At 60.6% G+C, this 20,048-nt stretch carries 16 protein-coding genes; 11 read left to right on the forward strand and 5 right to left on the reverse strand.

Translation table 11 applies throughout. The annotated features are described in order from the left end of the window. The first annotated feature begins 322 nt into the window (after positions 1 to 322). Positions 323 to 1,354, forward strand: a complete 1,032-nt coding sequence (locus ABID26_RS18725) for an IS110 family RNA-guided transposase (RefSeq protein WP_292375030.1) — start codon at positions 323 to 325, stop codon at positions 1,352 to 1,354. Between the two features lie 625 nt (positions 1,355 to 1,979). On the opposite strand, the gene ABID26_RS18730 is transcribed toward ABID26_RS18725, so the two are convergent. After that, entirely contained in the window at positions 1,980 to 5,396 is a 3,417-nt protein-coding gene (locus ABID26_RS18730) for an adenylate/guanylate cyclase domain-containing protein (protein ID WP_354416033.1), read from the reverse strand. A gap of 314 nt (positions 5,397 to 5,710) precedes the next feature. Between ABID26_RS18730 and ABID26_RS18735 the strand changes: the two genes are divergently transcribed. Next, the gene (locus ABID26_RS18735) at positions 5,711 to 6,742 is read left to right on the forward strand and encodes a radical SAM protein (RefSeq protein ID WP_292375034.1); all 1,032 of its coding nucleotides are present in this window, start codon (positions 5,711 to 5,713) and stop codon (positions 6,740 to 6,742) included. Between the two features lie 272 nt (positions 6,743 to 7,014). Beyond that, positions 7,015 to 7,593 carry a hypothetical protein gene (locus ABID26_RS18740; RefSeq protein ID WP_292375036.1) on the forward strand — a complete coding sequence of 193 codons (579 nt, stop codon included), beginning with the start codon at positions 7,015 to 7,017 and terminating at the stop codon, positions 7,591 to 7,593. 654 nt (positions 7,594 to 8,247) lie between these two features. Here ABID26_RS18740 and ABID26_RS18745 read toward each other — a convergent pair. From ABID26_RS18745 to ABID26_RS18760, 4 genes are read right to left on the reverse strand one after another with little or no spacing between them, the layout of a single operon-like run. Beyond that, positions 8,248 to 8,421 carry a hypothetical protein gene (locus ABID26_RS18745; protein WP_292303408.1) on the reverse strand — a complete coding sequence of 58 codons (174 nt, stop codon included), beginning with the start codon at positions 8,419 to 8,421 and terminating at the stop codon, positions 8,248 to 8,250. Between the two features lie 32 nt (positions 8,422 to 8,453). Beyond that, entirely contained in the window at positions 8,454 to 9,581 is a 1,128-nt protein-coding gene (locus tag ABID26_RS18750) for a WD40 repeat domain-containing protein (RefSeq protein WP_292303410.1), read from the reverse strand. Between the two features lie 14 nt (positions 9,582 to 9,595). Then, positions 9,596 to 9,904 carry a hypothetical protein gene (locus ABID26_RS18755; RefSeq protein WP_292375040.1) on the reverse strand — a complete coding sequence of 103 codons (309 nt, stop codon included), beginning with the start codon at positions 9,902 to 9,904 and terminating at the stop codon, positions 9,596 to 9,598. A gap of 11 nt (positions 9,905 to 9,915) precedes the next feature. Further along, a complete protein-coding gene (locus ABID26_RS18760; protein WP_292303414.1) occupies positions 9,916 to 10,392 on the reverse strand; it encodes a hypothetical protein in 477 nt (158 codons plus the stop codon). 552 nt (positions 10,393 to 10,944) lie between these two features. Here ABID26_RS18760 and ABID26_RS18765 point away from each other — a divergent pair. The 8 genes from ABID26_RS18765 (at position 10,945) to ABID26_RS18800 (ending at position 19,980) form a co-directional block, all read left to right on the forward strand. After that, positions 10,945 to 12,618: an aromatic/alkene/methane monooxygenase hydroxylase/oxygenase subunit alpha gene (locus tag ABID26_RS18765; protein WP_292375042.1), complete on the forward strand. Its 1,674-nt coding sequence runs from the start codon at positions 10,945 to 10,947 to the stop codon at positions 12,616 to 12,618. Positions 12,619 to 12,717: 99 nt separating this feature from the next. Then, entirely contained in the window at positions 12,718 to 13,776 is a 1,059-nt protein-coding gene (locus ABID26_RS18770; RefSeq protein ID WP_128165745.1) for an NADH:ubiquinone reductase (Na(+)-transporting) subunit F, read from the forward strand. A gap of 52 nt (positions 13,777 to 13,828) precedes the next feature. Further along, entirely contained in the window at positions 13,829 to 14,887 is a 1,059-nt protein-coding gene (locus ABID26_RS18775; protein WP_292303420.1) for an aromatic/alkene monooxygenase hydroxylase subunit beta, read from the forward strand. A gap of 16 nt (positions 14,888 to 14,903) precedes the next feature. Then, a complete protein-coding gene (locus ABID26_RS18780) occupies positions 14,904 to 15,272 on the forward strand; it encodes an MmoB/DmpM family protein (RefSeq protein ID WP_292303422.1) in 369 nt (122 codons plus the stop codon). 92 nt (positions 15,273 to 15,364) lie between these two features. Beyond that, positions 15,365 to 16,387, forward strand: coding sequence for an amidohydrolase family protein (locus ABID26_RS18785; protein ID WP_292303423.1), 1,023 nt, complete (start codon positions 15,365 to 15,367; stop codon positions 16,385 to 16,387). Between the two features lie 5 nt (positions 16,388 to 16,392). Beyond that, positions 16,393 to 17,190: an iron-sulfur cluster assembly protein gene (locus tag ABID26_RS18790; RefSeq protein ID WP_354416034.1), complete on the forward strand. Its 798-nt coding sequence runs from the start codon at positions 16,393 to 16,395 to the stop codon at positions 17,188 to 17,190. A 76-nt stretch (positions 17,191 to 17,266) separates the two neighbouring features. Further along, on the forward strand, positions 17,267 to 18,898 hold the full coding sequence (gene groEL, locus ABID26_RS18795; RefSeq protein WP_354416035.1) for a molecular chaperone GroEL: 1,632 nt from the start codon (positions 17,267 to 17,269) through the stop codon (positions 18,896 to 18,898). A gap of 38 nt (positions 18,899 to 18,936) precedes the next feature. After that, positions 18,937 to 19,980 (forward strand): NAD(P)-dependent alcohol dehydrogenase, encoded by a 1,044-nt coding sequence (locus ABID26_RS18800; RefSeq protein ID WP_292301990.1) that lies wholly within the window; start codon positions 18,937 to 18,939, stop codon positions 19,978 to 19,980. The last annotated feature ends 68 nt before the right edge of the window (positions 19,981 to 20,048 follow it).

The raw sequence follows: 20,048 nt of genomic DNA on the forward strand, positions 1-20,048 counted from the left end.
AAGCTATTCAAATTATTAAATTTTTCCGAGCGGGCCCAAAACGTGGACTCGAACCCCCCTCGGGTTTTATGAATCCGGTCGCAAAATATCTCTGGGAGTGCCACAGAATCGGAAGGGTAGGGAGGAAGTTAAATTCAGCCTCGCTCCCGGCCTCTCGAACGGCAACTTTGCGCCTCATGCACGAACATGACGTAATCGCGGGAGCGGTGGCTACTGAGATGTGGCGGCGATGTTCGAGCACTAGCCGGCTGGCTGTCCCCCGATAGGATGAAGAACGGGCTCACGATTGGCACCGGGCCCAGGCATCGAACGGAGGACAGCCATGGCGCAGTATATCGGTCTCGACGTATCCATGAAAGAGACGGCAATTTCGATCCGGCAGGACGGCAAGAGGATCTGGCGGGGCAAGTGCGCGTCCGACCCGCAACTGCTCGCGGCGGTGATCCGCAAGCGCGCACCACATGCCCGACGGGTCGTGTTCGAGACGGGGCCGCTATCGGTCTGGTTCTACCATGCGCTGACAGCAGAGGGCCTGCCAGTGATCTGCATCGACGCGCGGCATGCCAAGGCAGCCCTCGACATGGCCGCGAACAAGACCGATGCGAACGATGCTGATGGCCTGGCACATCTGGCCGAGGTCGGCTTCTACCGAGAGGTTCGGGTCAAAGGCTTCGATAGCATGCTGATCCGCACGCTGATCACCGCGCGGCGCCAGCTTCTCAAAATGCGTTTGCAGATATCCAACCAGATTCGTGGGCTGATGAAGACGTTTGGCCTCGTCGTGCCCAAGGGCGCCGGCAGCGTGTTCGAGCGCAACGTTCGCAACCTTTTGCAGGGAGAAGAAAAGCTGGCACGGATCGTCGTCCCGATGCTTCGGGCCTGGAGTGATATCCGGCACCAGACAGCAGAGCTGAGCAAGCAGCTGGCTGCGATGGCCCGTAAAGACCAGCACTGCCGTCTGCTCATGTCAGTGCCCGGCGTAGGCACTGTCACAGCCACCGCCTTTGTCGCAGCCGTGGAGGATCCGGCGAACTTCAGGAACTCTCGCATAGTGGGCGCATGGGTAGGCCTGACCCCAAGGCGCTATCAGTCCGGCGAGGTCGATTATGACGGCCATATCTCGCGCCGTGGCGACAATCAGCTGCGCGGACTTCTATACGAGGCGGCCGCAGTCATCCTGAACCGCTCGTCGGACACTAGTGCCCTGCGCACCTGGGCGTTGGAGCTGAAAGAACGCCTTGGCTTCAAGCGAGCGGCCGTGGCCCTGGCGCGCAAGCTGGCGGTGATCATGCATGCGATGCTTCGGACGGGCGAGCTGTTCAATCCGCACGGAGGAACGCGAGCCGCCGCCTGATACTCCAGCCACTCACCTGCGGCGATTCCGTCATACCATTCCACCAGTTCTTACGAGCTGTCCCTGCCGGGACGTGGCTGAGATCATTCCGCGAAGCGGGAAGCAACTGCCTCGTTAGGCAGATTGCGCAACGAACATAGGAAGATCTCACCTGCGAAACTCATCCTGCGGCGATTATTGCATCGACCGCGTAGACGACCCCCTGTACCCGGCATACGGACGAACGAACGAGCATCAGCAGAAAGGTCGGCTACCTTGCACTCACCCCCTTGACGGCAAAGCGATTAGACGACCCGCTGCGCGGGAGAGTCGCGTGGTTCTGAGATGACGCATATTCATAGGCTTTGAGCGGTTAAAGCCTGCGATCTGACGATGGAGTTCCCTTCAACGAGGGGAACTTGCCATGGCTACCTTGTCGACCGATGCTCCGATCACGCCACTTCGCTAGCGATGCAACAAAACATGCTGATGCGGGGCCTGGGACCGCATACGCAGCAGGACGACGTCGGCATGTCCGGCGCTTTGCCGCGTTCCTTGGCCGGACTCCCGACACCGCGACGACCGAGGACATTCGGCGCTTCCAGCTGCGTTGCTGACAGGCAATGTCGCGATCGCGCTCTGATCGTCAATCGTCAGACGGACCGTACGCCTCCGACCGGCCGGCTCGCCTGCGCAATTGTACCAGTTCGTTCAGGGCCCGAAGCTCGAGCATCTTCGCACCCTGGCTACGGGCAGTCTCTACCGCGCGTTCAAGCGCCTCAGTGGCTGCCTTGGGGGCACTTCCCGACTGTAGAAGAAGGGCCGCTTTGATCCGGTAGAGTTCCGCGTCGAAGAAGTGCACGTTTACGGCCGTGCTGCTGACGACCGCTTGGTTGATATGGCGAAGCCCCTCGCTTGGCTTCCCTGCTTTGCCGCAGGCCTCGGCGAGAAGGCCGAGCGCATAGCCACGAAACAGCTCCGCACCTGTTGCGGCGTACGCCTCGATTCCCTCGTTCAGTATGTTGATCCCTGCATCGGTTGAGCCTTGCTCGGCAACGGCCCAGCCCCGAAGAATGGTGCCCCAGGACATCCAGTACAAAAGGTTATTCTCGGTAGCTATCGCAACGGTGCTCGTTGCAAGCTCCTCAGCAATTTCTGGCTGACGGAGGCCTTGATGGACGGCTGCCGACATACAGAGTGCATAGGTGAGGCTGAGCGGATGCGCGAGCGTTTCTGCCAGACGGATTGCTTCGCGGCTTCGCTCAACTGCACACTCGGAGTTACCCACGCACCATTCGAGCCAGGCAAGATTGGCAAGGCCAGCGACACCCGCATCGGATCCGTATGCAACGACGTTTCTGGGCGACAACGCTGGATCGTAGTCGCCGATGGCAGCCTCGAGCTGCTTTCTACTTGCTGTGAATTCGCCGAGGCAGAAGAGACACCAGCCGAGAGCGCGTCGAGCTTCGACTCGAATTGACCGGTCATTACCCCGGTCTGCCACCTCAAGGAGTTGTTCACCGATTTCTCGTGCCGCTTGAACAGGTCCTCGCACCTGGTAGTACGACTGCAAACCTCGAAGGGCAGCCGCGAGCTGTGGGGTATCTCCGATTGTCTGGCACAGCAAACGCGCCCTCGCGTAGATGTGCTCAGCCTCCGAAGCGGCCCAACCTCTGATCGCGGTTAGCGCAGTGCCAAGCCCGATCAAGAGCGAAGCCTCCTGTTGCTGGCGCTGGCGCGAGGAAGGAAGGCTCATGATCGCAGCCAATGCTTTTCGGAAGTGAGCTTCTGCCTCGAGGTTTGTATAACGGCTCAGTGCTCGTTCGCCGGCTGTTTGCCAGTAGTTTATGGCGCGCTCTGTATCTCCCGCGAGGTTGAGATGCCCAGCTATCAGCTCCGGTTGCCGCTCGGCGAAATCCGGGAACTGATCAACCAGCGCCTCGGCGGCCCGCAGATGATAGCGGCGCCGTGAGCTTCGAAGCAGAGATTGGTAGGCTGCCTCCTGAATGAGTGCATGCTTGAAAGAATATGAAGCCTGCGGAGGAATACCACGCTGTAACAGAATCTGACGGTCGACCAGCTGGGATAGAGCGCTCAGCAGCTCTGTCTCAGAAGCCAACGTGACTGCCTTCAGCAACTCGAACGGAAACTCGCGGCCAAGAGTTGCCGCGATCTGCGCGGTCGCTTTGATGGAATTCAGCCGATCCAGTCGGGCCATCAGGGAGTCGCGCAGCGTTACAGGGATGGCAGTCTCGTCGAGGAGGGCGGGAGTCGCCGCGCTTTCGGTGGCCTGCGCAGATTCAATAACGGTCTTCGTTAATTCCTCCACGAATAGCGGCACGCCGTCAGCCCGTTCAATCAGCTGGCTGAGCAACGCCGGTGATAGCTCGGTGCCTTTGGTAAGGTTGGCAATAATCTCGTTAGTGTCACCAGAGGAGAGGCGCGAAAGCGTAAATCGCATCGCGTACGAGGGATCGACCCAAGGTTGCACGAACTCCTTGCGAAACGTCAGGAGGAGAAATAACTTCGCGGTTGGAACAAGCTGAAGAAGTTGCTTGATGACGTCGAGCGTCGAGGGATCGGCCCAATGGAGATCCTCTACGACAAGAATAACTGGGCGACGCTCGGTCTCTCGAAGCAACCAGGCCAGCAGGATTTCAATCGTCCTCTCCCGCCGCCTCCGAGGCAGCAGATTGGTCGTGTCCAATCCGGCAGGGGTCGGGAGCGACAGCAGAGAGGCAATCAGAGGCAGCGCTTCTTCCACCCGAAATGGCGATTGCTTTAGTGACGTTTCAAGTTTCGCGAGTCTTTCGGCCGCGCCATCCGACGAGGTAATTGCAAGATGCCGATGCAGCAAATCAATAATCGGGAGGAACGCGCTGTCGGACGAATGCGGCATGCAGTTACACGCAAGCATGGAATGCTCGTCGGCTATGCTGGCGTGAAAAGCGTGTACGAGGCGTGACTTGCCAAATCCTGGGTCGCCGCAAATCAACGCCACTTGACCCTTGCCCTGCAGTACGCGCTCCCAGCCTTCTCTGAGGTGTGCCAGCTCGCGTGTGCGTCCAACGAGGGGGGTAAGGTTCCGAACTTCAAATGCATCCTGCCACGTGAAGGCTGATTCAACCAACGGTACATAGACCCGAATCGGACGCGAAATGCCTTTGACGTGGCGCTCTCCCAAAGCGCGACATTCAAATCGATGCTTGACCAGAGCGTATGTGGCATCGCTGATGAGTACCGTCTGGGGCGCAGCGAGCGCTTGCAGACGAGCTGCCAGATTGGGGGTTTCGCCGACGATAGAGTAGATCTCCCGTTCAGAACCGCTAGGGAGATCGCCAGCAACCACCAATCCGGTATGAATGCCGATGCGAACCTGCAAGCTGGCACCAGCGCAATCGACCATTTCAGCGCTACGTTGCTGGAAACGTGAGATGATTTCAATCGCAGCGCGCACAGCCATTACCGGATCGTCGTCGCCTGCACCGGGATAGCCGAAGTAAATGAGAAGACCGTCCCCGAAGTATGAAGCTATCCACCCGCCGCAATGGCGGACCACCTCATCGCAAGTGGATCGATAGGTAGCAAAAAGGTCGCGGAGATCCTCGGGGTCGAGTTGCTCCGATAAAGCAGTTGACCCGACGATGTCACAAAACACGACGGTGATCTGCCTGCGCTCTGCGGAGGCGAGTGTGGCGGCGTCGGACAGAGGCGAAGGTACGTTCGTCAGCGGTGCTCCGCAGTTGCCGCAGAACCGCATACCAACCCCGTTCTCGAACCGACACCGAGGACAGCGCATATGGAGCGTCTCCAGCTTATAAACCTGTGAGTGCCCGTCCCGAGAAAGGGGTTTGTGGCCGGGGTTCGTGCGACTCCAAAGGTTGTCGAAGCCTTCTTGGAACCACGATGTGGATCCGGCGACATCATAGCCGCGGTGTCTTACGTTAGAAACTCCGAATGGACTCTGACCGAGCCGTTTATGCCGAACCGTGTGAACGCGCGACCACGCGCCTGGTCGCCGCGTGAAATCATCAACGCGATCTTCTACGTCGTGGAATTGCATGGCGACTTCTCCCGCGCGACCTGCCGTCCGCACCGTCTATCCTGGTTCAGCCCTATGGCGCGACGCAGGTCTGCTGGCCCTTCAACGACCCCGAGGCCACCCTGGGTTTCCGCTGCGTTGCCTCTGTCATGCTCCTTACGAAGGCTGACTCGACCCTCAAGAATTTCGGACCATGCTCTGAGCCGAAACCAGGCTCGGTGCACCGATTGACGCAAAACGAGGCACTGTCTCCAGGGCTGCCGGTCAGAGCGCTTGCCGGCAGCGCGTTGGATTTCCCCAACGAGAGGTGCTATTGTTGCTGAGGAGGACTTAAGTTGCCACCCGTCCTGAACTCACCCCTAAGCATAACACTGTCGATAACTCAGACGTGCAATCTAGAGTGCAAGCATTGTTATGCAGATTGCCAGGTCAGCGAAGCGTCCGCTGAAGTCACTACTGATGAATGGCAGAGGTTCCTCGACTATTTGGTTAGAAATGATTTTATTTCCGTTTACTTCGAAGGCGGGGAACCTCTTTTCCGGGAGGATTTTCTTCAAATTTTGGAACACTGCGCTCGCCGCATGATGACCATGTTGCGGAGCAACGGAACCCTCATCAATCGCGAGATGGCGCATCGCCTAAAGCAGATCGGCATAGGACGTGTGCTCATTGACCTGATGGGAGCGAGAGCCGAGACGCACGATTATTTCACCGGAGTTAGCGGGAGCTTCCAGAAAGCCCGCGAAGCGGTTCGCTACCTGCTCGAGGCTGGCATCGATACTGATGTGCTCACGATCCTGAACCGGAGAAATATGCACGAACTGCAAGAGTATTTGGAGCTTGCACACGAGCTCGGTGTTCCCCGCGCAGGAATTCTGCGCCTCTATCCTCTGGGACGAGCTAAGTCCCGCTGGGATGAGTTGGCGATGTCCCTGCAAGAGCAGATGGCTGTGCTCAACTCGCTTGCACCACCACCTGGGCTTACCGTGATGAAGTCGTGGCATCCCAATGACCGGAACTGCTGCTGGCAGGCTGCTGCGGTAGATCCATTCGGCCGATCAATTGGTTGCGCTTATCTCCGCGAGTACGTCGATTACGGCAATATTCGCGAGGTGCCGTTCCTCGACACTTGGGAGCATTCCCTCTACCGAGAACTGCGCTCCGGTGTGGTCGAAAAGTCGTGCCCGACCTGCGATGCCGTTGAAGGAACGCGCGGAGGATGCCGTTCGGCGGCCTATGCCTTTCATGGTCGTTGGGGGGCACCTGATCCGTTCTGCTCGACATTGAATGACGGAGTCGACTTACGTGTCTTACCGTCGCGTCTCCTTTCGAAAGGTCGCAAACCTACGTATTCGCCCCGTCGATGAGATGGGTATCTGCATCGTGTTCACCCCAGAGAACCCGAGGCTATACACCCTCAATTCGTCTGCGTGGCTTATAATGGAATTGTGCGACGGGCGGAGTTGGAGGTCGCTGGAGCGTAGCTATTTTGCTACAATCGAACCTTCGCGCTCGCGCGAAGTTGCACGGCTTGAACTGCGCCGGGGCATTGAGGATCTCATTCAGCAGGGCGTCATAGAGCTTGTAGAACCGGCTTGAAGCGCCGGAGAAACCATTCGGCGACCAGGAGGACTGGCTAGTGGCACGCAATCCGACTATCGAACAGGTCAAGCGCTTGGTACGTCGGCAAGGCATTCCGGCGCCACCGGCGGTCGAGCCAGTTGTCGTTGAAGTTCGCACGCACGGGGCTATTTCATTTACACCGTGCGAGCCGGCTATTCCTTACGCCCTGGGTTGTATTCTGATTGAATGGACATTTGGTATCCCCTACCAGGATGTGCCCGCATTCCATCAATTCCTGGAAGACAACGAGGCTTTTATTCGGCAAAACGTGGAAAAGGTTGAGGGTGCGAGGTACTTGGGAACGTATTGGTCAATTGGCTACCGATATCATTACAGAACCTTTTGGTCATACGATTCAGAATCGGCGATAGCTGGTCTGAATGACGCCATACGAAAGTCGCCTAACCTTTCCGAAGCGATCGCAAAGCTTCGAACTTACTGGTCGAAAGATCCATCCCGGAGCGAGTTCAAATACCAGCCTGCGTCCTTGATTACTGCCAAGAAGCTTGAGGATTACGCTAAAGAGGATCCGGTGGTCGGTATGGGACTGGTCGCACCGGCACAGGCGCGAAAACGACCGAGAAGTAAAAAATAGATCACGGACGTTTACTAGGGCGTGGACTCATCGATGCCAAGCTTTTTGTAACGTTACTGACCCGCTAGGCTGAGTCAACGAGAATCGTCAGCCAGGACCGCAAACCCTCAAATGCACGGCGTTCAGATCATTGCTGGACTCTCACCACGAGCGCCAGTGCCGCGCGAGCGGCTTCGTCCATGGGTCAGGTCACGACGATGTTCGCGACGGCCTGAATGTCCGCCTCGTGTATCCCGGCCCAAAGCGGCCTGTCGGCAATCGGCCCAGTAGAGACCTACCCAGTGCCGATGCGCGGCATCTAGCGCGAAGCTGGCATAGATAGCGATTTCGTCCGACGACGGCCGCGGAACCATACGGATACGGGAAGTATGTCTGCCTTGTGCCCACGAAAACGCAAATCAAATCAACAATTTGAGGATACCCTCCGGGCCCACCATAATATTAAGTCACTGATTTTATTGCATTTTTTGACTCGCATTGCTTTTGCATTTTGGACTCGAACCCCTTCGGGCTATTTCGAAAACCGAAAGTTCCACAACACGCGAATGGTGGGTTCTTCGTGATAGGTACCAGTCTCAAAAGCCCTGAAAGGCTGAACGGGACCACCCAGGTACTAGATCGCCGCGTCGCCTGAGGAACGGACGGCTCGTCGGTCTAGTTGGTCTTCAATTGACCAACCCGGTTCTCCGCGATCCACCGGGCTGCGAGCACCAGTGCGCCCATGCTGAAATCCTTGCCATGCTTGGCAACCATTTCTTCCGACAAATTGGCAAGCCGTTCAAAGAATTCGTCCTTGCTCTTGTCCTCGGGGGTGAGTTCGGTTTGCATATTCTCTCCTGTCGATTGCGGCCTGCATTGGCCTATTTGAACATCTGGGCGGGAAAGGTGATGATCGCGGCGGTACCGTTGACCGCGCCCACCGCCAGGTGCCGTCCGTCGCCGGACCAGGCAAGCGCGGTCACCGCGCTGCCCAGGGGCCTGACGAGGAGTTCGTCCGGCGCGCCGATCTGGGCGATGGTGATCCGACCATTGGCATAGCCGGCCGCAATCAGTCTTTTCTCCGGGTGCGCAGCCACCGTCTCGACCGGAACCAGCCCAGCGCGACCAGTCTCCAGCGCGCCAGAGGTTTCGCCCTCAAGTGGCGGCGCGGTCATCGACCAGCCGGCAATCCGGAAGGCACCCGATGCAAACAGCGCGTTCTCCGGCTGGCTCCAGCACACTGTCCGGACCGGCGTTGGAAATCCCGCGACGATCTCGGCTCGGCCATCGGTCATGCTGACGAGAGCAAAGCCTCCGGTTTCGAGTCCGCAGGCGAGCCAGGTGCCATCGCCAATCCAGCGAATCGATATCGGGCGCGCAGGGAAGGCGAAATCGCGTATCGGGGTGGCGTCGCCTTCGATCATCCAGATCGACAGCCCGTGCTCTAGGCCGCAGGCGAGGCGCCTTCCGCCTGGCGAAAAGGCAAGCGCATTGGTGAATGGTGTCGCACCGCAACGCAGTCTCAATGCGTCGCCCCCGCCGCGCGACAGGAAGATATCCTGCCCATTGCTGACAGCTGTCATGGCCGTCCGAGGGCTGTAATCGATGGCGACTGTCGGTCCGTCAATCTTGACCAGCGTCTCCATCACAGTGCCGTCCGCGGCCAGATGCACCACTTCGCCGGCCGCCGTTCCGACGAGGAAGCCGGACCCAAGGTAGTTTGCGAGCGGGACATCGCCCTCTCCCAGCGCGGCGGTGGTTATCAGTGGTGCCGGTGCTTTTTGCCTTGGGCGGATCGTCGTTTGGCCAAGGTCGCCGCTCACCCTGATCCGCGACTCCGGCGGCTCCTGGTCCGCGACCGCGGCTAGTGCGACCGTTCCATCAATGCCGGTGAAGGCGACAGTCGAGCCATCGGCGCTGAAGCGCAGGTCGGCGACCGCCGACGGGCGGCGCCAGCTTCTGGCCAGCAGGTCGAACAAGGTCAGGTTCTGTATCGCGTGCTGGTTCATGGCCTTTCCCTTCGTCAGTTTCCGGTCTCCGCCAGGCTGCGGTCGACGTCGTCGATGTCGCCTTCGGCGGCGGCGATGCGTTCCTCGCACGTCGTGCATGCGTGTCTAAGTGCCGAGGCGCTCTCCTCGGCTTCATGCAAGTCTCGCACCAGTTGCGCGTTTGCGCCGCTTCGGCCGATCTCGAGCTCCAGGCGCAGCACATCCATCTCGATACCGGAGAGTTTCTGGTTAAGCCGCTGCACCTCCGAGGTGAGCGCGGAGACCGTGGCGACAAGATCGAGGCGGCGGGCGAGCAACGTGTCGCGCCTTTCGGGTTGGCCCATCGGAGCCTCCTTCATTTTTCGTTTCCGGGCATCGGTCCTGGCGGTTGCTCGAACGCCGCCAGCAATCCGGGCAATGTGCCGGCCTGCGACCGGAACTGCTTTTCGGCGGTCTCGATGTGGCTCTTGAGCTGATCCCAGATGTCGACGCGCATCACCGATGTCGTGTCGCCGGTGAGGCGCTCTATCTCGTCGACACGGAACTGGCGCGACAGCGAAACGCCGGAAAACACGAAGTCGCGCAGCAGGATCGCGTGGTTCTCGATGAACAAATGGATCATCGGATGGGTTTCCGCGGTGACGCCGTCGGCAGCAAGTTCGGCCCGGATGAAATCCTGAAAGTGGCTCTGGAGGCGAAATTGGCTCTCGCCGAGGAAGCGCATGACGAAGACCAGATCGCGAGGCATCAGCCTGACAAGATCGCCGGCGATGTCGTCTGGCGGTCGGGATACTGGCGATGGCAGGCCTTGGCTGTCCTTTTCGTTAGGCATTGCTCTCTCCAATGCTGAGCCGCATGGGGCGCCTCTTCGAAATAATAGAGAGAGGATCGAATTGAATAGATGAAATCTGTTTTATAAATGCTGCGCGTGCTAAGTAGGTATTTCGCAATTGCGAATAGAGTATGAATATTACAGGCGTAATTTACATCTGTAAAATAACGTTACAGTTGGCTGCCGCGTTTAGCGCCGAAGTGAACTGCGATTGGTTTCGAGCGGCCGGTATGGCTCCTTTCTCAGAACTGGCACGACGCTTGCTTCGTTCATTTCCATAAGAAGCCCATCGCGTTTCGGTGCGGTGCCAAAAGAACGAAGGACGGAGGAGACAGGTCAGGTCCGGTTCGGTACGCCCATCGCAAAAGTGGTTGGCGCCGGAAGCCTGCCGACACCTCGGAAACCTTTGCCGCGATCCACTCGAACAGTCCGACCGCGAGTCGCGCCTGAACGCGCAACCCTTTGTCGTGCCGTTCGCACTTTCACTGGCGGCGTTGATTGCCGTCTTACGCCCGGATCAAGGGATCCGCGGCTCAAACCTGGTGGAGGCTTATGACGATGTCGTCTTTGACGCTCAACAAGATTACCTCGCAACGCGGCATTTCCGTCGGCGAGGCTACGAAGAAGATTTCCGACCTCGGTTGGAACCCGACCTATGTCCAGGAAGCGATGACGTTTCCGACCGACTACAAGATCGCCAAGGCGCCGCGCGATCCGATGAAGCAGGTGCTGCGCTCCTATTTCCCGATGCAGGAGGAAAAGGACAATCGCGTCTACGGCGCGCTCGACGCGGCGCTGCGCGGCGACATGTTCCGCAATGTCGAGCCGCGCTGGGTGGAGTGGATGAAGCTCTTCCTCGCCATCATTCCCTTCCCGGAGATTTCCGCAGCCCGCTCGATGGCGATGGTGGCGCGGCTGGCGCCCGGCGAGGACCTCAGAACCGGCTTCACCATGCAGATGGTCGATGAGTTCCGCCACTCCACCATCCAGATGAATCTGAAGAAGTGGTACATGGAGAACTACATCGACCCGGCCGGCTTCGACATCACCGAGGAAGCCTTCGGCAAGTGCTACGCGACCACGATCGGCCGCCAGTTCGGCGAAGGCTTCATCACCGGCGATACGATGACGGCTGCCTGCATGTACCTGACCGTCGTCGCCGAGACCGCGTTCACCAACACGCTTTTCGTCGCCATGCCCTCCGAAGCGGCCCGCAACGGTGACTATGCGCTGCCGACCGTGTTCCTGTCGGTGCAATCCGACGAGAGCCGTCACATCGGCAACGGCCACTCGCTGCTGATGGCCGCGCTGAAGGAGCCGGAGAACCATCTGCTCTTGGAGCGCGACCTGCGCTACGCCTTCTGGCAGAACCACGCCATCGTCGACGCCGCCATCGGCACCTTCATCGAATACGGCACCACCAACCGCGACAAGAACAAGGAGTCTTACGCGGAGATGTGGCACCGCTGGATCTACGAGGACTATTATCGCACCTACATGCTGCCGCTCGAAAAGTACGGCATCAAGGTCCATCACGACGACGTCCAGGCCGCCTGGGAGCGCATCACCAAGAAGAACTACGTCCACAAGGTCGGCCAGTTCTTCGCGGTCGGCTGGCCGGTCAATTTCTGGCGCATCGAGGCGCAGACCGACAAGGACTTCGAGTGGTTCGAGCACAAGTATCCGGGCTGGTATGCCGAGTTCGGCGACTTCTGGAAATGGTACGCCAAGCTCAGCCGCAAGGGCGAAAAGGTGCTGCTGTTCAACAGCGACGTTGGCTACGTCTATCCACACCGCTGCTGGTCCTGCCTGGTGCCTTGCCTCATCCGCGAGGACATTGTGGTCGACGAGATCGATGGGCAGTTGCACACCTTCGCCCACGAGCTCGACCGCTGGACTGCCGTCGAGGCTTTTGCCGACGAGTACCAGGGTCGTCCGACACCCGCGATGGGCCGCTTCAGCGGCAAGCGCGAGTGGGAGACGCTCTATGACGGCTGGGACCTCGCCGACGCGATCAAGGACCTCAACTTCGTCCGTTCCGATGGCAAGACGCTGATCCCGCAGCCGCATCTTCGCTTCGAGGCCGACCAGCAGTGGACGCTCGACGACGTGCGCGGAAACATCCTCGGCTCGCCGCTCAAGGCGCTTCGCGGCATGTCTGCGGCCGATCGGGAGAAGCACCTCGCCGAATATCGGGCCGGCTTCACGATCACGCCGTTCAACTGACCATCGTTCGCGGGGGCCGGGTTCCGACCCCCGCGACATTCCAGAGGAAGACCATCTCCTGTCCTGCGGACGGGCCGGAGAGGAATTGGGAGGTTATCGATGACTGGTGCTCACACCGTGCGCCTGGAGCCGGTCGGCGTCGAGTTCGAGGTCGAACACGGCGAGACGGTTCTGAACGCGGCATTCCGCCAGGGCATTGCGCTGCCGCATGGCTGCAAGGAAGGGCAATGCTCGGCCTGCAAATGCGTGCTGCTCGAAGGCGAGGTCGACATGCTGAAATACTCGACCTTCGCCCTCAACGACATGGAGAAGGACAGCGGACACGTCCTGTTGTGCCGGTCCATCGCCTATTCCGACATGCAGGTCGAGCTCCTCAACTACGACGAGGAGGTGCTGGCGAAATCGATCGCGGTGAAGAGTTTCAAGGGGCGAATCTCGAAATTCGAACATCTGACCCATGACATCCGCGGCATCGAGATAGAGCTCGGCTCGCCGATAAAATTCTGGGCTGGGCAATATGTCGACATCACGGTCACCACGCAAAAAGGGGAGACGATTACGCGCTCGTTCTCCATGGCAAATACGCCGGACCAAACCCAAAAACTTTCCTTCATCATCAAGAAATACCCCGAAGGAAAATTCTCCGGGGAGCTCGATTCCGGAGGCATCCGCGTCGGAGCCGAGGTCACCGTCGTCGGACCCTATGGAACCTGCTTCCGGCGGGAGGAACGGCAAGGTCCCCTGATCCTTGTCGGCGCCGGTTCCGGCATGTCGCCGGTCTGGTCGATCCTCAACGATCACCTGAAGAGCGGCGAGAAGCGGGACGTCTACTTCTTCTACGGCGCGCGTACGCCAAGCGACCTGTTCTACCTCGACAGGATCGCTGAGCTCGCCGGAGGCCACCCGGAGCTGAACTTCATCCCGGTGCTTTCGCACGTCAACGGCGAGGCGTGGGACGGCGAGCGCGGCTTCGTCCACCAGAGCGTCGATGCCAAGCTCAAGCAACTGGCGGTCGACGGGCAGGGCGATGTCTACGCCTGCGGTCCGCCGCCCATGATCGATGCGCTGCAGCCGGTCCTGTTCATGAACGGGTTCGAGACCGAACGCATCTTCTTCGACCGGTTCACCACGTCGTCCAGCGCCACGCCGGCCCATTGAGACGGGCCGGAGCCAGCGACACCAAAGCAACTGCAACAAGGGAGTGAAGACAATGGTAGCAACGTCGAGTTCAGTCGGATCGGGAGCCGCGGGAGCCGCGATCTTCGCCGATTCGGACAGCCGGAAATATCGGTACTTCGAGCCGAAGGGCCAGCGCGCCACCCACTATGAGGATGTCACGGTCGACGTGCAGCCCGACCCCGAGCGCTACCTGATCCAGGACTGGATCATCTCCTTCTCGAACGGCAAGGGCGCCTACATCAAGGATAACACGGCCGCCAAGAGCTCGAACTGGCATGCCTTCCGGGCTCCCGATCAGGAGTGGGAACGTACCCACTACCAGCGCCAGTCGAAGATCGAGACGATGGTGCAGAGCGTCATCACCAATGCCCGCCGCGCCGGCGCGCCGAAGACCTTCGACAAGGTCTGGGCCAAGCTGCTGCAGGCGCATCTCGGAGCATGGAAACATGCCGAGTTCGGCCTGGGCACCTCGCTCATGCAGGCCCAGCGCTACGGCTACACGCAGATGATCAACAATGCGACGCTGACCAATTCCTCCTACAAGCTCCGGCTGGCTCAGGACATCACGCTCTATCTCGCTGAGATCGGCATGGACATTGCCGGATGGGACGACGAGCTCGGCAAGAAGCACTGGCTCGAGGACGGCGTCTGGCAGGGCACCCGGGAAGCGGTCGAAACCATCATGGGGACGACCGACTATCTGGAGCAGTACTTCGCCATCAACATCGTGTTCGAGCCGCTGGTTGGCGAACTGTTCCGCTCCGGCTTCCTGATGCAGGCGGCGGCGGCCAACCACGACTTCATCACGCCGCCGGTGATTTCGGCGGCCGAAGCCGACTACGAGCGCAACCTCGCCAACACCATCGACCTGATCTACCTGCTCGCCAACGACGAGAAGCACGGCGCGGCCAACAGGAAGCTCTTCCAGGGTTGGGTCAACAAGCACGGCGCGCTCGCCGACAAGGCAGCCATCGGCCTGCAGCCGATCTGGTCGATGCCGCATTCCAAGCCGGTTTCCTTCACCGATGTTCGCGCCCAATCCGAGGAACGGATTGGCCGGATCCTCGGCGAACTCGGCCTCAAGCGCTGAACAGGGAGAAGACATCATGTCAGTAGCAGCACGCGACGCCTCGCAGTCCAACATCTTCAAGTCGATGAAGGACATCACCTTCGAACAGACGATCTCGCACCAGTGCGGCGTCACCATGAACGACTCGGTCGAGGCACGCGCCATTGCCGAATTCATGGGCAAGAAGCCAGGTGTCATCGTCACCTACCAGCCGGCCATGATCCGCATCGACGGCAACGGCAAGCTGATCTTCGAGATGGACGAGATCTCCGAATATCTCGGCCGCGAGATGACTGCCGAAATCTTCGAGGTCAACACCTCCACCCACTACGGCCGCATGGTGCGCATCGACGACAACACCGTGATCCTGTTCGGGAACATGGACGAGGTCTTCGAATACATCTGAGCAAGACCAGGACCCGGCGCGCTTCCTGAACGCGGCGCGCCGGCCCTCATCAACACGACGCCCCATCAACAGGACCGACTTCGGAGGCAAGAATGTACAGGACACCTGAAGGCAAGGACATCTTCGTGGTCGATGGCCACACCCATTTCTGGGACGGCAGCCCGGAGAACCAGAGGAACATCCACGGCAAGCAGTTCATTGACTGCTTCTACGCCTATCACACCAACCTAAGCCCGAAGGAGCAGCTGTGGCCGAAGGGCAAGTTCGAGAAATACAGCGCCGACGATCTTTATCGCGACCTTTTCATCGATGGCCCGGATGACGTTGCGATCGTCCAGTCCACCTACCTGAAGGACTTCTACAAGAACGGCTTCAACACGATCGAACGCAACGCCGAGGTCGCCAAACGCTACCCGGAGCGCTTCATCGTCAACGGGTCGTTCGATCCGCGCGATGGCGAGAAGGCGCGGGAATACATCCACTTCATGAAGGAGACCTATGACATCAAGGGCGTGAAGATGTACACGGCCGAGTGGAACGGCGCCTCCAAGGGCTGGAAACTCACCGATCCCGATGCCTACAGGTGCTTCGAGCTCTGCGAAAAGCTCGGCATCAGGAACATTCATGTACACAAGGGCCCGACGATCATCCCGCTCAGCAAGGACGCGTTCGACGTTCACGACGTCGACCACGCGGCGACGGATTTTCAGGGCCTCAACTGGATCATCGAGCATTGCGGCCTGCCGCGCCTCGACGATTTCTGCTGGATCGCGACACAGGAAACCAATGTCTATGGCGGCCTGGCGGTGGCGCTTCCCTTCATCCACTTGCGCCCGCGCTATTTCGGCGAGGTCATCGCCGAATTGCTGTTCTGGCTCGGGCCGGAGAAGCTCCTGTTCGGTTCCGACTACGCGATCTGGACGCCGCGCTGGCTGATCGAGAAATTCTGGGCCTACCAGATCCCGCAGGACATCGCCGCAGAACGCGGCGTGCAACTGACCGACGAGATCAAGGAGAAGATCCTCGGTCTCAATGCCGCGCGCCTCTACAACATCGATATCGATGCCAAGAAGAAGGCGCTCGCAAGCTCGCCCTTCAGCATCGCGGCGGAGTAGGGGCTATGGCAACTGCCAGTGTTTCCGGCAGCCGCGAGAAGGAGCTCTGGCGGCGCCTTGGCGAGGTCAATGACCCGGAGCTCGACGAAGCGATCACCGAGATGGGCTTCGTCGAGCGGGCCGAGGTCAAGGGCGATGGCAACGTGGAGGTCGACTTTCGCCTGCCGACCTACTGGTGCTCGCCCAACTTCGCCTTCCTCATGCTCGACGGTGTCCGCAAGGCGCTCGATCAGCTCTCCTGGTCGCCTGCCTATCGCGTGAAACTGCACGACCACATGTTCGCCGAAGAGGTCAACCGCGGCATCGAGGTGGGCAGGACTTTCGGCGACATCTTCGCCGAGCTTGCCGAGGACAAGGATATCGACACCTTGCGTGAAACCTTCAGCATGAAGGCGTTCAAGCGGCGTCAGGAGGCGGTCTTGCGCGGTCTGCGCGAGCACGGCCTCACGGATCACGAAATCCTCGGCACGGACCTGACCGCATATGATGCCGTTAGGTTCGCGCCGGGCGAGGCGGCCGTGCAGAAGCCGCGGTACCGGGCGGCTCTGCTCGAGCGGTTTCCCGAGCGCCAGGCCGGCGATCCGGTCTTCGTGACCTGGGAGGGGCGGCAAATCGCGCCCGCCGCGCTGAGTGCCTATCTCGCCGAGTTGCGCGGCGTGCGCGTCAACATGGAGTTCAACGGCGCGCTTTGCCGTGGGCTGAAACAGACAAGATACAAGGAACTGGATGTGGTCGACGGCGAACCGACGCTGGTCGACTTCATCATGGACCGCGTGCCGGCGCGAAGCGCTCCGGCCGTCTAGGCAACGTCGAAAGCAACGGCCTCCCTCGCACGAGGCCCCCAACCAACAAGCCGCCCGTAAGGCGGAAGGAGGAGTCATGCCTAAAATAATGCTTCACAATTCGCAGGCCCGCCGGGCCCTTGCCCGCGGCGTCTTCAGGCTGGCGGCAGCGGTCGAACCGACGCTCGGCCCCAAGGGTATGAATGCCATGATCGACCGGCCGATCGGAACGCCGATGGTGACCCGCGACGGCGTCAGCATCGCCTCCGAGATCGAGCTGCACGACCGTTTCGAAAACATGGGCGCGCAGGTCGTGCGCGAAGTGTCGATGCAGACCAACGAGGTCGCCGGCGACGGTACCACGACCGCCATCGTGCTCGCCAACGCGCTGATCCAGGGCGGGATCGAGGCGAATGAGCGCGGCGCCAAATCGGTCGATCTCTGCAAGGGCATCGACCGTGCGGTGGCGGCGGTGGTGGCCGCCCTCAAGGCTTCGGCCAAGCCCGCCAAGGGCAACGGCATCCTCGCCTCGGTCGCCAACATCGCCGCGACCGACGCCAGGCTTGGCGCGCTGGTGGCGGAAGCGCACGAGCGCGTCGGGGCGGAAGGCGTCATCACCACCGATTTCAGCGTCACCACCGAGACCACGCTCGACGTCGTCGAGGGCATGTCCTTCGACCGCGGCTACCTCTCTCATCACATGGTCACCGACCAGGAGAAGATGGAGGCCGTGCTCGATCGGCCGCTGATCCTGATGACCGACCTCAAGATCAAGGACCCCAAGGCGCTCGAGACTGCGCGCCGCCTCGCCGATGAGGCCGGGCGGCCGCTGCTGATCGTGTCGGAGGAAGTGTCGCCGGAGGTCGTGGTGACGCTGCTCGGCAAGCAGGGGCCCGGGAAATACCTCATCGTCCATCCGCCGGAATACGGCCATTGGCGCAAGGCGATGATGGAGGATCTGGCAATCATCACCGGCGGCAAGGTGATTGCGCGCGATCTCGGCGGCCGGCTGGAGGACATCACCGCCGAGGATCTCGGGACGGCCGAGCGGGTGAGGACCAGCGCGTCCTACACCTCGATCATTCGCGGCGGCGGCGACCATGCCGCGATCGCGTCGCGCCGCGCCCAGGTGCAGCGGCAATATGAGGCCGCGCCGCCGAACATCGAGCAGGACAAGCTGCGTGAACGCCTGGCGAAGCTTTCCGGCGGCACCGCCATTCTCTATGCCGGCGGCGTCACGCCGGTCGAGCAGAAGCGCACCATCCAGCTGATCGAGGATTCGCTGAATGCCGTGCGCGCCGCTTGCGAGGAAGGCGTCGTCGCAGGCGGCGGCTCGGCGCTGGCCCAGATCGCGCCCCTGCTCGACAAGGTGGCGGCCGAGGCGGACGGCGACATCGCGGAAGGCGTGCGCCTGGTGCGCTCGGTGTTGTCGCGTCCGCTGTGGCGCATCGCCGTCAATGCCGGCGCCGATCCCGAAACGGTGGTGGCCGAGGTCACTCGCGTCAATGGCGGCCATGGCTACAACGCATCGGCCGGCAGGTACCAGAACATGTTCGAAGCCGGGATCATCGACCCGGTCCGCGTCACCTACACCGCGCTCGCCAACGCCGCCTCCGTGGCGACGCTGATCCTGACCACCGAAACGCTGATCGGCGATCTCGCCGAGGACGAGGACCCGACCGCCGGTCCGGCTCGCGGCGGCGGTTCGGAAAAGCTTGGCCGCGCCTGACGCGGCCTTCCACCAGAATGATTTGAAAGGACACGACGATGAAAGCCGCCAGACTCCACGAATACGACCCGCATATGAACGTGAAGCTCAAGATCGAGGAGGTCGCCGCACCGACGATCACGGCCCCGGACGAGGTGATCGTGCGGGTCGGCGCCGCCGGGCTGTGCCGCACCGACCTCCACATCATCGAAGGGGTGTGGAAACCGACGATGGATCCCGATGGCAGCCTCCTGCCTTACATCATGGGTCATGAGAATGCCGGCTGGGTCGAGGAGGTCGGCAGCGGCGTCCGATCGGTCAAGCGCGGCGACGCGGTGATCTGCCATCCGTTCCGCTCCTGCGGCATCTGCCTCAACTGCCGGCATGGCGAGGATATGTACTGCGACAATGGCCAGTTCCCCGGCCTCGGCATGAATGGCGGCTTCGCCGAATATTTCATCACCAGCGAGCGCTCGCTGATTAAGCTCAACGCCAACGTCACGCCGATCGAAGTGGCGCCGCTGGCCGATGCCGGCATCACCGCCTATCGCGCCGCCAAACGGGCCGCGAAGCTGTTGCGGCCCGGAAGCTACTGCGTGCTGCTCGGCATCGGCGGGCTCGGCCACATCGCGCTGCAATCGCTGCACGCGATTTCGGGCTGCCGCATCATCGCCGTCGATCGCGAGCCGGCCGCGCGCGTGCTGGCCAAGGATCTCGGCGCCGATTTCGTCCTCGACGGCGGGCCGAATGTCATCGAGGAGGTCCAGCAGATCACCGGCGGCGGCGCCCATGTCGTCATCGATTTCGTCGGCGAGCTCGGCGTCGAGAACATCTGCTGGAAGATGGTGCGCAAGGGCGGCCAATTGTTCGTCGTCGGCTATGGCGGCGCGGTCAACGTGCCGACCGCGCATCTGGTCATCGAAGAGATCAACATCGGCGGTAGCCTGGTCGGCAATTTCACCGAGCTCGTCGAGCTGATGGAGCTCAACGCCGACGGCAAGGTGAAGATGCATTACACCGAGTACAACCTCGCCAGCATCAACACCGCGCTCGACGACTTCAAGAACCGGCGCTTCACCGGCCGCGGCGTGATCGTGCCCTGAAACACATTTGGACCGGACTTCGCGCGGACGAGTGCACCGTCCGGTCCCCACCATCATCCAGAGGGAGA

Origin of the sequence: Mesorhizobium shonense, from assembly GCF_040545255.1 — a bacterium.
In the GTDB taxonomy this organism is placed as follows: Bacteria; Pseudomonadota; Alphaproteobacteria; order Rhizobiales; family Rhizobiaceae; genus Mesorhizobium; species Mesorhizobium shonense.